Genomic DNA, 11,482 nt, shown 5'->3' on the forward strand with positions numbered 1-11,482 from the left:
GGCCACCACCCTGCCCGCCCGCGTCGTCGCGGCTGTTGCCCAACCCGCCCGCGGCGCCCCCGCCACCACCCCGGGCGCCCGATGACGCCGCCGGCCGGCGCCCCGCGCCTCGAAGCGCGCGACCTCACCTTCGCCTACAGCCACAGCTCCGAGCCGCTCCTCGACGGCTGGAGCGACGACTTCCACCCCGGCGAGATCGTCGCGCTGACCGGCGCCTCGGGCCGCGGCAAGTCGACCCTGCTCTACCTGCTGGGGCTGATGGTGCGGCCGACCTCCGGGTCGCTGCTCGTCGACAGTGTGCCGATGGATGCCCTGGCCGACGCCGAGCGGGCGGGCATCCGGGCCGCGCGCATCGGCTTCGTGTTCCAGGACGCCCTCCTCGACGCATCCCGCACGGTGCTCGACAACGTGCTCGAGCCGTGCCTCTACCGGTCGGAGCCACGACGCCCTGCCGAGCACCGCGCCCTGGCCCTGCTCGCGCGCTTCGGCGTCGAGCATCGGAGCGCCTCCCGCCCCGGCCAGATCTCGGGCGGGCAGGCGCAGCGCATCGCGCTCTGCCGGGCGCTGCTGAACAGCCCGGGCATCGTGCTCGCCGACGAACCGACGGGCAACCTCGACGCAGCGTCGGCCGCGGTCGTGCTGGCGGCATTCCGTGAAGCGGCCGACGGCGGCGCCACCGTCGTGATCGCGACGCACGACGCCGACCTCGTGGCGCGCTGCGACCGGCGACGGGAGCTCTGAGATGGCACCGTCCGGGTCACCTGCGGGCGCGGTGCGGCGGTTCCCGCCGGGCGCAGCCGGTCGATGGATGCGCCGAACTCGGGCGATCGCCAGCGAAGCAGCGGCCTCGGCTCGCAGTCAGAAGGTCGCAACGGTGCTGACGATGGCGGTCGTCGCGGCGCTGTGTTCGACGGTGCTGCTGACCGCCGGACGCACGGAGGGCAGCGCGACGGCGGTGCTGACTTCCCTAGATGCGTCGGGCACGCGCTCGATCATCGTCCGCGCCCAGCCCGCCGCCGCGCTCGACACCTCGGTGCTGGAGCGTCTCCGGCCCCTCCGCGACGTCGCCTGGGTCGCGGCGTTCGGCCCGGCGGAGGATGTGACGAACGCCGCGATCCCGGCCGGTCCCCGCATCGCGCTCAGGCCGACCTACGGCATGGATGACCCGGCGCCCATGCCCGCCGCGCCAGCTCCCGCCGCGCCAGCTCCCGCCGCGCCCGCTCCCGCCACGCCCGCGCCCGCCACCCAACTCCCGGCGGCGGCCGTCGTCACGCCCGAGGCCGCTCGCCAGCTCGGGCTCGCCGACGGAGTGGGCGCCGTCGCGTCGCCGAGCTCGGGCACCGTGTGGCTCGTGGGCGGCCGACTGGAGTTGCCGCCCGACCTGCGCTTTCTCGAGCCGATCGTGTTGGCGCCCGCGCCGCAGCAGCACCCACCGCAGCCCGCCGCGCCGAGCGGTACCCCGGGGGAGTCGCCCGCCGGGCCGAGCGGCACCACGGGCGACCATCTGCCGCAGCCGGTCGCCGTGCTGGTCGTGCGCGCCACCAGCCCCGCCCTCGTCGGTCCGGTCGCCGCTGCCGTCACCTCGCTCCTCGGAGTCGACGACCCGACGACCGTGACCGTCGAGACCAGCGAGCAGCTCGCCGCCGTTCGGGTCGAGGTCGAACAGCAGCTCGGCGGCTTCGGGCGGGCCATGGTGCTCTCGAGCTTCGGTGCGTCCGCCGCGCTCGTCGCGGCCATCCTCTACGCCCTCGTGATGCTCCGCCGCCGCGATTTCGGTCGGCGCCGAGCCCTCGGAGCGGCTCGGTCGCTCGTGGTGACGCTGCTGCTCGCCCAGACCGGGATGCTCGCGACGCTCGGTGCCGCAGCCGGGATCCTCGGCGCCCTCTGTGCTCTCGCGGCCGCGGCATCCCCTCTTCCGTCGCCGCCCTTCGTCGCGGCCGTCGGGGTGCTCGCCGTTCTCACGAGCGTCGTCGCTGCCGTGCTGCCGGCGTTCGTCGCCTCCACCCGGGACCCTCTCCGCGAACTGCGGGTGCCGTGAGCGCAGCCTGCCCGGCCGCACGCAGCGGCCCACGACCCCGGCCCACGACCCGGCCGACGACCCGGCCGACGACCCCGGCCCACGAACCCGGCTCGTAGACTCGACGGGTGACCCTCACCGCTCCGTCTCGGCACCAGACGGCCCTGCCGCGCCCGGAACTGCTCAGCGAGACCGAGTGGCGCCTTCGCGAGGCCGCCCACCAGACCCGCGCCGACACCCTCACCGTCGCCTGGCGCGCGCGACGGCAGACCGGTGAGACGCATCCCATCGACGACTTCCTCTTCACCTACTACCCCTACAAGCCCAGCCTGCTGCGCCGCTGGCACCCGGGCGCCGGGGTCGCGCTCGAGAACACCGCAGGCCTCGACCGTCACGAGTGGCGCTGGTACATCTCCGTCGGCCAGCACCCGTCGACTCTGGATGCCTCGACCCACCCCGCGCGCGCGGCAGGACCCGCGGCAGCCAGCACCGCCAGCACCGCCAGCACCGTCGACGCCGCCGCCTACCTCGCCGCGAAGTCGGCCACGGTCGCCTTTCTCGAGCGCCTCCTCGCCCAGACCGCGGCGCGGCCCGCCCGCTTCAGCTGCTTCGGGCTGCACGAGTGGGCCATGGTCTACCACGTCGCCGAGGGCGAGACCCGGCACGAGTCGCTGCCGCTGCGGCTCACCGCAGAGCAGACCGACACCGTCGTCGAGCAGAACCGCATTGCCTGCTCGCACTTCGACGCGTTCCGCTTCTTCACACCCGACGCCATCCCGACCAACGAGCTGCGGCCGACCCGGGAGTCCCAGCCCGACCTCGAACAGCCCGGCTGCCTGCACGCGGGGATGGACGTCTACAAGTGGGCGATCAAGCTCGGCCCGCTGGTTCCCGGCGAGCTGCTGCTGGACTGCTTCGAGCTCGCCCGCGACATCCGCCAGCTCGACATGCGGGCCTCGCCCTACGACGTCTCGGCCTACGGATTGTCTCCCGTTCGCATCGAGACGCGCGAGGGCAAGCGGGCCTACGCCGAGCAGCAGCGCTCGTTCGCCGACCGCTCGAACGCGCTGCGCCGCGACCTCCTGGCGGCGATCGCCCGCGCCCGCCACGCCGCGGCTCCCGCGAGCCCAGGCAGCTGAGGGCCGCTCGCGCGCGTCAGCGCCCGCGCAGCCGATCCACCTCGCGACGCTCACGCTTCGTCGGCCGGCCCGCACCCCGGTCCCGCGTCGCGACCAGCGCGACCGTCTCGCGGGGCGGCGGCGGGGGAGTGCGGTCGACGAAGCACTCCGCCGCCACGACCGCGCCGACCCGTTTCACCACGAGCCGGCTCACCACCAGAATGCGGTCGAAGCCGGCGCTCCGGATGCGCACCTCGTCGCCGACCCGCACGGTCTGCGCGGCCTTCACCTTCTCGCCGTTGATGCGAACGTGACCGGCGCGGCAGGCCGCCGTGGCCGCCGACCGGGTCTTGAACATGCGCACCGCCCACGCCCAGCTGTCGACCCGGGCGCTCGCGAGCTCAGCCATGGCCGACCACCCGCCGGGCGGTCAGGAGGCCCGTCGCTGCTCCCGGGTGTCGTCGTCGGCGAACAGGCGGCCGAGGGCGTCGACATCGTCGATCTCCGGGTCGTCGTTCCGCACGATCGTGTGCTCGATGACCGCTGTGTGCCCGATGGGGGGCTGAGCGGCGGTCGATCCGTCGGCCTGCGGGTCGGCGGGGCGGTCGGCACCGGATGCCGCGTACTCCCCGTCGCGATCACCCTCCGCTTCGAACTCCACGTCGACCTCGTCGCGCAGCTCGGCCTCGAATTCGGCGTCGGCCTCCTCGACTTCGGCGAGGGCGTCGTCGGAGGCGTCAGCCCCTGCCGCACCCCCGAGGGCCGAGCCGGCATCCCCGACGGCCGGGCCGTCGACGTCATCTGCCGAACCGTCGCCCTCGTCTGCCGAACCGTCGCCCTCGTCTGCCGAGCCGTACAGCGAGTTCAGCACCAGCACCGCGGCGTCGTTGGCGCCGATCGCATAGTCGCTGGTCTCCTCGTCGTCGACCAGCTGCGTCGTCGCGACCTCCTCGATCTCATCGAGGGTGGCCCGGGCGAGTTCGAGTTCGGAGGTGAGGGCGAGCTGCGTCTGCTCGATGAATTCGATCAGCCGGGCATCCGGAGCGTTGTCGTTCGTCCACTCGCCCACGTCTGCGCTCGTCGCCAGCGCGCCGACGGTCTGGTGCAGGCGGTTGCGCCATTCCGAACCCTCGGCGATCGCACGGTCGCGCTGGGCGGTGAGGCTGCCGGCCTCGAGCCGTGCCTCCTTCAGTTGCACCGTGGTCGCTTCTGCAGCGGCGGCCGTGGCGGCCAGTGTCGCGTGCAGGGCCGCGATCGCCGCGGCGTGGCCGGCTTCGAGTTCGACGACGGCAGCGGCGTGGCGCGTCTCGGCCTCTTCTGCGGCGAGGGCGCCGGCGACCGTGAGCGTGTCGATGGTCGACGCGTGCTCCGAGCGCAGCAGTTCGATCTGCTGTTCGTGCTCGGCCCGCTGCGCTGCCGTGTCACCGTCGAGCTGGGCCTCGAGCCGGGCGATCTCGGAGTCGCGCTCGGCGGTCAGCGCGGCGACGGCGCCATCCCGCTCGGCTGTGAGCTCGGCCAGCGCGCGGTCGCGTTCCTCGGAGAGTTCGGCGATGCGCGCCTCGTGGGCCGCGAGGGTCGCTGCGAGCTCGGCGGCGTGGCTCGAGTGCAGCCCGGAGACCTCGGCCTCGAGCTGCTCACCGAGTTCGGAGACGCGGGCGTCGGCGGCCTCGAGCCGTGAGGTGGTGTCGGTGAGGCGCTGCTGCAGGTCGGCGGCCTGGGCGCGCACGTCGGCGAGGTCGCGCTCGGACTGCTCGTAGTGCACCTGCAGGTCGACTCTCGCCTTGTCCCGGGCCCGCCGGTCGTCGATCACGAGCCCGAGGTGCGAGCGGATGATCTCCAGCGGGTCGCTCTCGTCGTTCAGCTGCTCGACGCTGGCCATGGCGGGCGGCACGAATGCGGGCTTCGCGGTCGGGTCGATGTAGACGTGCGTGAAGAGCTCGTCGGTGACGGGCCGGTAGCGCTCCTGGAACTCCGGAGTGCCGATCTTCACGGCCCAGTCGATGAAGTGGATGGCTGTTCGGTCACGCCGCGTGAGCACGTAACCCGTCTCAGCCGCTGGCACCACGGGGGGTGCCTCGGAGGCGTCGGTCTGGGTCTCGTCAGTCATGGTTCCAGCCTACAGAATCCTGGCGAGGGCACCCTCAGACTCCCCACCGAAAGTTCTCAGGTTCCCCGATTGCTGTACATAGCCTCCTCATAGGGTCGCGGAGTTGTCTTGATCTTGCCCGCACCGGGCACCGAGAGGACATCATGGAAACGCCCGAAATCGCACCGCAGCCCGAGTCAGAGCTGCAGACGTCGGCACCCGCTGCTGCGGGGGCCACCACCCGGGGAAAGCGCTTCTGGCGCCCCCGCAACTTTCTGATCCTGGGTGCCTCGGCGGCCGCCATCGCGGTCGCCTGCACCAGCGTCGGTGTCACGTTTGGGGTCGGTGTTCCCCTCGCACTGCAGGCCGCATCGGCCGTCACGTCGACGGGTGACAGCAGCGCGGCATCCCGCTACCTCGACACGACGGGCGGATCGGGTACGACGACGCTTCCGAACGGCGGCGCGGGCAGCGGAAGCAGCGGCAGCACCGGCGGCCGTGGCCACGGCTACAGCTTCGGCGGCGGGTCGACCGGCAGCAGCGGCAGCGGCAGCAGCGGATCGACCGGCACCGGTTCGAGCACCCCCGCAGCGACCGACGCCACTGACGCGCAGGGCGTCGGCGTCGTCTTCATCGACACCGAGCTGAAGTACGAGGGCGCTGCAGCGGCCGGCACCGGCATCATCCTCACGTCAGACGGCGAGATCCTCACGAACAACCACGTCGTCGAGGGCTCGACCAGCATCACCGTGACGGTCGCCACCAGCGGCAAGACCTACACCGCGAAGGTCGTCGGCACTGACGCGACGAACGACGTGGCCGTGCTGAAGCTCGAGGGGGCATCCGGTCTCACTCCGGCGACCCTCGACACCTCTGAGGCCCTCGCGGTCGGCGACCAGATCACCGGCGTCGGGAATGCGGGCGGAACCGGCACGCTCTCCGCTGCGGCCGGCACCGTGACCGGTCTCGACCAGAGCGTCACCACGCAGGCCGAAGGGTCGAGTGCGGGCGAGACGCTCGACGGCATGATCCAGGTCGCGGCCGACATCCAGTCGGGCGACTCCGGCGGCCCCCTCTACGATGCCGACGGCGAGGTCGTCGGCATCGACACGGCGGCATCGAGCGGGTCGGCGGATGTCACGGGGTTCGCCATCCCGATCACCGACGCTCTCGACATCGCCAAGCAGATCGCGTCGGGCACGGAGACGTCGACCGTGACGCTCGGGTACCCCGCCTTCCTCGGCATCGAGGTCGCCGGTGACGCGAGCACCTCGGGCGGCGCGGGCTCGCTCGGTTCGGGCTCGCTCGGTTCGGGCAGCGCGGGCGGTGCGGGCAGCGCGGGTGGGTCGGCCGGCTCGGCCGGTTCCGCAGGCTCCGTCGCCGGAGCCACGGTCGCCGGTGTCATCGCCGGCACGCCCGCCGAGACCGCCGGCCTGGTCGCCGGCGACGTGATCACCGCCGTCGACGGCACCTCGGTCGCCAGCGGCAGCGCGCTGACCACCACCCTGAAAGGCTACGAGCCCGGCAACACCGTCACGATCACCTACACCGACGCCGCCGGCGCGAGCCACACGGTGAAGGCCACGCTGGTCGAGGGCCCCGTCGCCTAGCGGCGACCTTCGGGAGCGGGATGCCTCACGGGGCCAGCAGACGCGACGCGTCTGCCGGCCCCTTCTTCGTGCGCCCCTTACCGCTCCACCGCGGCCGGGCGCGGGCGCGAAGGGACGCAGATCGTCCTGCGCGTTCGGCCTTGGAACGATCTGCGTCCCTTCGGCCCGCGCGGCGGCCGCCGCGAGGAGGGCGGTGCTCAGAGGGCGTGCGGCAGGCGGCTGCGAGGAGGGGCGGGCGCTCAGAGGGCGTGCGGCAGCTGCCAGCCGAGGGTGAAGGCGATCATCCGGAGCCCGAAGCAGAGCGCGAACCCGATGCTGAGCGCGACGACGGCCGACACCCTGCAGCGCGTCGCGACCAGCACCCCGAGCGCACCGAGCGCCGCGGCGGTCGCGTAGATGTCGCCCGTCAGCACGGCCGGAACCCGGTTCAGCAGCACATCGCGCACGACGCCGCCGCCGACGCCGGTCATCGTGCCGAGCAACACGACGACGACCCCGTTCGACCGGTGGTCGATCGCCTTCTGCGCTCCGGTCACGGCGAACAGCGCCAGCCCGGCCGCGTCGAACAGCACGAACAGTTCGTCGGGCAGCAGGTCGAGTTCGCCGGCCGCGAGAAAGACGAACGCCCCGGCAGCCAGCGCGACGATGATGCGGGAGGGCGACCGGAAGGCAGAGGGCGGCACGTCACCGATCAACACATCGCGCAGGATGCCGCCCACCAGTGCCGTGCTGAAGCCGACGACGAGGATGCCGAGCAGGTCCAGATCGGCCGCGACCGCCGCCCGGGCGCCCTCGAGTGCGAACAGGGCGGTCGCCGCGTGGTCGGCGATGGAATAGAGCCGACCGACGGTGCGCCGCACGGGTCAGGTGGTGCGGGCGGCGAGGCCGGAGTTGATCGAGGCCGTGAGCTGGGCATCCAGAGCCCGGGGCGCACCGTCGACCGAGCGGATCGGCGCTGCGTTGCGCACGCTCGACACCAGCCAGGCGGCATCCGCACGCCGCAGGTCGGCGGGCGTGAGGGTCTCGTACGCCGTCGCGTACCCGTTCAGCTTGGCGATGTCGAAGACGCTGTGCTGGGTCGTGCCCGGCAGGATGCCGAGATCGGGCTTCGGTGTCACCAGCCGGTCGCCGAGCTTCAGGATGACGTTGGCCGTCGGCCCTTCGAGCAGCACGCCGTCAGACGAGACGAAGATCACGTCGTCGGCTCCGCGGCGCTTCGCCTCCCGGAGGGCCGCGCGGTTGATCGCGTACGAGAGGGTCTTGGCGCCCTGCAAGAGCCAGGGCGAGGTCTCGGCGACAGTGGAGGGGTAGCCGCGGTCGAGCAGCACGACGTCGATACCCTCGCTGCGCTCGCGGGTGAAGTCGCCGCTCTGCTGCATCCAGACCCAGCCGGTCGGGGCGTCGCTGCCCTCGATACCGCGGGAGTAGAGGAGCTTGACGAAGGCCTCCGGTACGTCCGTGTGGGCGTCGACGGCTGCGAAGACGGTGGATCGCCACGCCGGGAGGTCGGGGGCGGGCAGGTCGAGCATCGCGGCGGAGCGTTCGAGGCGGGCGAGGTGGGCATCCAGAGCCTGGGGAATGCCGCCGATGACGGTGATCGTCTCGAAGATGCCGTCACCGCGCGTGATGCCGAGGTCGAGGGCGTTGGCGACGGGCGCGGCGGGGTCGACCTGGTCGTAGCCGGAGGGGGCGCCGTCACGGGCGGCAGGCGAACGGAGCAGCAGCAGAACGGGGGAGGGCATGCCACTCATTATCGGCCCTCGGCTGCTCTGGTGCTGTTGCTGTTGCCGTGGTTTTCGCCGCTGTTGCTGTCGTCGCCGGTCGTCACGAAGTCGATGAGCTGCTCGACGCGGCCGAGCAGCTCGGGTTCGAGGTCGGCGTAGCTGCGTACGCGGCCGAGGATGCGCTGCCAGGCCGCGGCGATGTCGGCCTGCTCGTCGTGCGGCCAGCCGAACGACTCGCAGATGCCGTGCTTCCACTCGATGGAGCGCGGGATGCTCGGCCAGGCCGCAATGCCGAGCCGGGCCGGTTTCACGGCCTGCCAGATGTCGATGTACGGATGCCCCACGATCAGCACAGCGTTCTCGCCCTGGGTGCGCATCACCTGTTCGGCGATGCGGCTCTCCTTCGAGCCGGCGACGAGGTGATCGACGAGCACTCCGACGCGACGGGCCGGTGTCGGACGGAACTCGGCGAGCACCGCGTCGAGGTGGTCGACGCCCTCCAGGTATTCGACGACGACGCCCTCGCCGCGGAGGTCGTCGCCCCAGACCTTCTCGACCAGTTCGGCGTCGTGGCGGCCTTCGACGAAGATGCGGCTGGCGCGGGCGACGCGGGCACGGGCATCCGGAGCCTTCACCGAACCCGACGCGGTGCGGAGGGCGCCCGCGGGCCGGGCCGCCGGTGGAGCCACGAGGGTGACGGGCTGGCCCTCGTAGAGAAAGCCGCCGCCGAGCGGGAACATGCGCCGCCTGCCCCGACGGTCTTCGAGTTCGACCATCTTCCCCTCCACACGGGTGACCGACCCGCAGAAGTCGCTGGCGACATCTTCGACGACGAGATCGAACACGGCCGCGCAATCGGGAGCCTTCTGGCGCACCGGGCGGCGGTTGAAATCGGCGAGAACATCGGAACCGTAGCGATCGAAAGTCACGGCTCGACGTTAGTCGACGGGCGGTCGGATTCGTCGCAGCGACTTATCCACACCCAGCATTCTCACGAGAGGCTATCGGCTACGCTGGGGGGCAGTAAGGAGGCCATCGACAATGCCAGACGACAGCGATTCAGAGCTCACTCGGTCGCACCGCATCGTGCAGACGCCCGGCACGAACGATGAGGGGCCGGGTTCGCTCGGCACCAGCGCCATCGGCACCGCGAGCAACGACAACACCATGAACCTCACGGGGGAGTTCGCCGCTCAGATGGCCGCCCTCGAAGGCGGTGTCACCCCCGAAGAGCTCGAGGCGATCGCGGCCCTGCCCTCGGGCTCCGCCCTGCTGATCGTGCGCCGCGGGCCGAGCGCCGGCGCTCGCTTCCTGCTCGACAAGCTCACCAACGTCGTCGGCCGCCACCCCGACGCCGACATCTTCCTCGACGACGTGACCGTGTCGCGTCGCCACGCGGAGTTCAGCCGCTCGGGCACGACTTTCTCGGTTCGCGACCTGCACTCGCTGAACGGCACCTACTTCGACGGGGTGCGGGTCGACGACGCCCTCCTCGCCGACGGCTCGGAGATTCAGGTCGGCAAGTTCCGGCTCACCTTCTATCCCTCACGTCGCGACGTGGCGGCGAACGCAGAAGCCTAGTGGCGGCGTCATCGGCGCGCTCCTACACTGACGGCGGCGCGTCTGCCCGCCTGCTCAGCATCGGCCAGGTTCTCTCGCAGCTGAGCCCCGAGTTCAGCGACATCAGCCCGTCGAAGCTCCGCTTCCTCGAAGAGCGCGGGCTCGTCTCGCCGGCGCGCACCCAGTCGGGGTACCGCAAGTTCTCGAACGCCGACGTCGAGCGGCTGCGGCTCGTGCTCGCCATGCAGCGCGACTGCTACCTTCCGCTGAACGTCATCAAGCAGTACCTGCACGATGTGGATGCCGGGCTGAACCCGCCCATGCCGGGAGGTACGACGGTCACCGTTCCGTCGATGCTGAGCGGAGCGCGTCGCCTGTCGCGTGACGACCTGCTGCGGGAGACGGGCGCGTCGGCCCAGCTGCTGAACGACTCGATCAGCGCATCGCTCATCACCGCCAGCGAGACCTACGGCGACGAGGCGGTCGGCGTTCTGAAGGCGATGGTCGAGCTGTCGAAGGTCGGCATCGAGCCGCGGCACCTCCGGGGTTTCCGGGCGGCGGCCGACCGAGAGGTCGGGCTGATCGAGAGCGCCCTGCTGCCGGTCGCGCGGCGCAACACGGTGTCGAGCCGGGCGCAGATCGCCGACCGCGCGAGCGAGATCTCGGGGCAGCTCGAGGTCGTGCGCACCAGCCTCATCCGTTCGGCGCTCGGCAAGCTCGCGCCGTAGAGTGGGTTCGCGCGACACGCCGGGGCGATTGGGCGGATGTCGTTGCCCGCACCACCTCACGTCGATAGCGTGGACACAGAAGTACGAGAGAGGCAGACGATGAGTGAGCATGTCCACGGCGAGGAAGCTCGTTACGACCAGGGCTTGCTCTTCACCGACGGTCTGCCCGAGCTCGACGATGCGGCCGGGTACCGCGGCGCCGTGGCCGCTCGTGCCGCCGGAATCACCTACCGCCAGCTCGACTACTGGGCCCGCACCTCCCTCGTCGAGCCCACCGTTCGCGGCGCTGCCGGTTCGGGTTCGCAGCGGCTCTACGGTTTCCGCGACATCCTCGTGCTGAAGCTCGTGAAGCGGCTGCTCGACACGGGCATCTCGCTGCAGCAGATCCGCACCGCCATCGAGCAGCTGCGCGAGTCGGGCGTCACCGACCTCGCCCAGACGACGCTGATGAGCGACGGCGCGAGCGTCTACCTCTGCACCTCGAACGACGAGGTCATCGACCTCGTGAGCCGCGGCCAGGGCGTCTTCGGCATCGCGGTCGGCAAGGTGCTGCGCGAGGTGGAGAACTCCCTCGTCGACCTCGGTACCGACGTCGCCGACCCCCTCGACGAGCTCGCCGCCCGCCGCGCCGCCCGCTCC

At 71.8% G+C, this 11,482-nt stretch carries 12 protein-coding genes; 7 read left to right on the top strand and 5 right to left on the bottom strand.

Features of this window, described 5'->3' with window-relative positions; all coding sequences use genetic code 11:
* The first annotated feature begins 81 nt into the window (after positions 1 to 81).
* The 3 genes from C5B96_RS04525 (at position 82) to C5B96_RS04535 (ending at position 3,156) form a co-directional block, all read left to right on the top strand.
* Positions 82 to 741 carry an ABC transporter ATP-binding protein gene (locus C5B96_RS04525; protein WP_104243386.1) on the top strand — a complete coding sequence of 220 codons (660 nt, stop codon included), beginning with the start codon at positions 82 to 84 and terminating at the stop codon, positions 739 to 741.
* A gap of 67 nt (positions 742 to 808) precedes the next feature.
* Complete coding sequence (locus tag C5B96_RS04530; RefSeq protein WP_146078089.1) at positions 809 to 2,038, top strand: FtsX-like permease family protein; 1,230 nt, start codon at positions 809 to 811, stop codon at positions 2,036 to 2,038.
* Between the two features lie 107 nt (positions 2,039 to 2,145).
* The gene (locus C5B96_RS04535; RefSeq protein ID WP_369826436.1) at positions 2,146 to 3,156 is read left to right on the top strand and encodes a 3-methyladenine DNA glycosylase; all 1,011 of its coding nucleotides are present in this window, start codon (positions 2,146 to 2,148) and stop codon (positions 3,154 to 3,156) included.
* Between the two features lie 16 nt (positions 3,157 to 3,172).
* Here the strand turns inward: C5B96_RS04535 and C5B96_RS04540 are convergent, their stop codons facing one another.
* Positions 3,173 to 3,544 carry an RNA-binding S4 domain-containing protein gene (locus C5B96_RS04540; protein WP_104243390.1) on the bottom strand — a complete coding sequence of 124 codons (372 nt, stop codon included), beginning with the start codon at positions 3,542 to 3,544 and terminating at the stop codon, positions 3,173 to 3,175.
* A gap of 21 nt (positions 3,545 to 3,565) precedes the next feature.
* Positions 3,566 to 5,242 (bottom strand): hypothetical protein, encoded by a 1,677-nt coding sequence (locus C5B96_RS04545; RefSeq protein ID WP_104243392.1) that lies wholly within the window; start codon positions 5,240 to 5,242, stop codon positions 3,566 to 3,568.
* Positions 5,243 to 5,385: 143 nt separating this feature from the next.
* Between C5B96_RS04545 and C5B96_RS04550 the strand changes: the two genes are divergently transcribed.
* Positions 5,386 to 6,831, top strand: coding sequence for a S1C family serine protease (locus tag C5B96_RS04550; RefSeq protein WP_104243395.1), 1,446 nt, complete (start codon positions 5,386 to 5,388; stop codon positions 6,829 to 6,831).
* 239 nt (positions 6,832 to 7,070) lie between these two features.
* Here C5B96_RS04550 and C5B96_RS04555 read toward each other — a convergent pair whose 3' ends face one another.
* The 3 genes from C5B96_RS04555 to C5B96_RS04565 are packed head-to-tail and all read right to left on the bottom strand — an operon-like array spanning position 7,071 to position 9,484.
* Positions 7,071 to 7,691: a trimeric intracellular cation channel family protein gene (locus C5B96_RS04555; protein ID WP_104243397.1), complete on the bottom strand. Its 621-nt coding sequence runs from the start codon at positions 7,689 to 7,691 to the stop codon at positions 7,071 to 7,073.
* 3 nt (positions 7,692 to 7,694) lie between these two features.
* Positions 7,695 to 8,573: an aminodeoxychorismate lyase gene (locus C5B96_RS04560; RefSeq protein ID WP_104243407.1), complete on the bottom strand. Its 879-nt coding sequence runs from the start codon at positions 8,571 to 8,573 to the stop codon at positions 7,695 to 7,697.
* A gap of 8 nt (positions 8,574 to 8,581) precedes the next feature.
* Complete coding sequence (locus tag C5B96_RS04565) at positions 8,582 to 9,484, bottom strand: DUF3097 domain-containing protein (protein WP_104243399.1); 903 nt, start codon at positions 9,482 to 9,484, stop codon at positions 8,582 to 8,584.
* Between the two features lie 238 nt (positions 9,485 to 9,722).
* Between C5B96_RS04565 and C5B96_RS04570 the strand changes: the two genes are divergently transcribed.
* From C5B96_RS04570 to C5B96_RS04580, 3 genes are all read left to right on the top strand, one after another.
* Positions 9,723 to 10,136, top strand: coding sequence for an FHA domain-containing protein (locus C5B96_RS04570; protein WP_233188997.1), 414 nt, complete (start codon positions 9,723 to 9,725; stop codon positions 10,134 to 10,136).
* The gene (locus C5B96_RS04575) at positions 10,136 to 10,843 is read left to right on the top strand and encodes a MerR family transcriptional regulator (protein WP_104243401.1); all 708 of its coding nucleotides are present in this window, start codon (positions 10,136 to 10,138) and stop codon (positions 10,841 to 10,843) included. The genes C5B96_RS04570 and C5B96_RS04575 overlap by 1 nt, the downstream gene beginning before the upstream one ends.
* A 99-nt stretch (positions 10,844 to 10,942) precedes the next feature.
* Positions 10,943 to 11,482: MerR family transcriptional regulator (locus C5B96_RS04580; protein WP_104243403.1), on the top strand; the 540-nt coding region annotated here is incomplete at its 3' end.

Source organism: Subtercola sp. Z020, assembly GCF_002931235.1.
GTDB lineage: Bacteria > Actinomycetota > Actinomycetes > Actinomycetales > Microbacteriaceae > Subtercola.

Bases quoted from the DNA above. Each gene is read 5' to 3' on its own strand.
- C5B96_RS04525 (WP_104243386.1), top strand. From the start codon at position 82: ATGACGCCGCCGGCCGGCGCCCCGCGCCTCGAAGCGCGCGACCTCACC.
- C5B96_RS04540 (WP_104243390.1), bottom strand. From the start codon at position 3,544: ATGGCTGAGCTCGCGAGCGCCCGGGTCGACAGCTGGGCGTGGGCGGTG.
- C5B96_RS04530 (WP_146078089.1), top strand. From the start codon at position 809: ATGCGCCGAACTCGGGCGATCGCCAGCGAAGCAGCGGCCTCGGCTCGC.
- C5B96_RS04550 (WP_104243395.1), top strand. From the start codon at position 5,386: ATGGAAACGCCCGAAATCGCACCGCAGCCCGAGTCAGAGCTGCAGACG.
- C5B96_RS04570 (WP_233188997.1), top strand. From the start codon at position 9,723: ATGAACCTCACGGGGGAGTTCGCCGCTCAGATGGCCGCCCTCGAAGGC.
- C5B96_RS04560 (WP_104243407.1), bottom strand. From the start codon at position 8,573: ATGCCCTCCCCCGTTCTGCTGCTGCTCCGTTCGCCTGCCGCCCGTGAC.
- C5B96_RS04545 (WP_104243392.1), bottom strand. From the start codon at position 5,242: ATGACTGACGAGACCCAGACCGACGCCTCCGAGGCACCCCCCGTGGTG.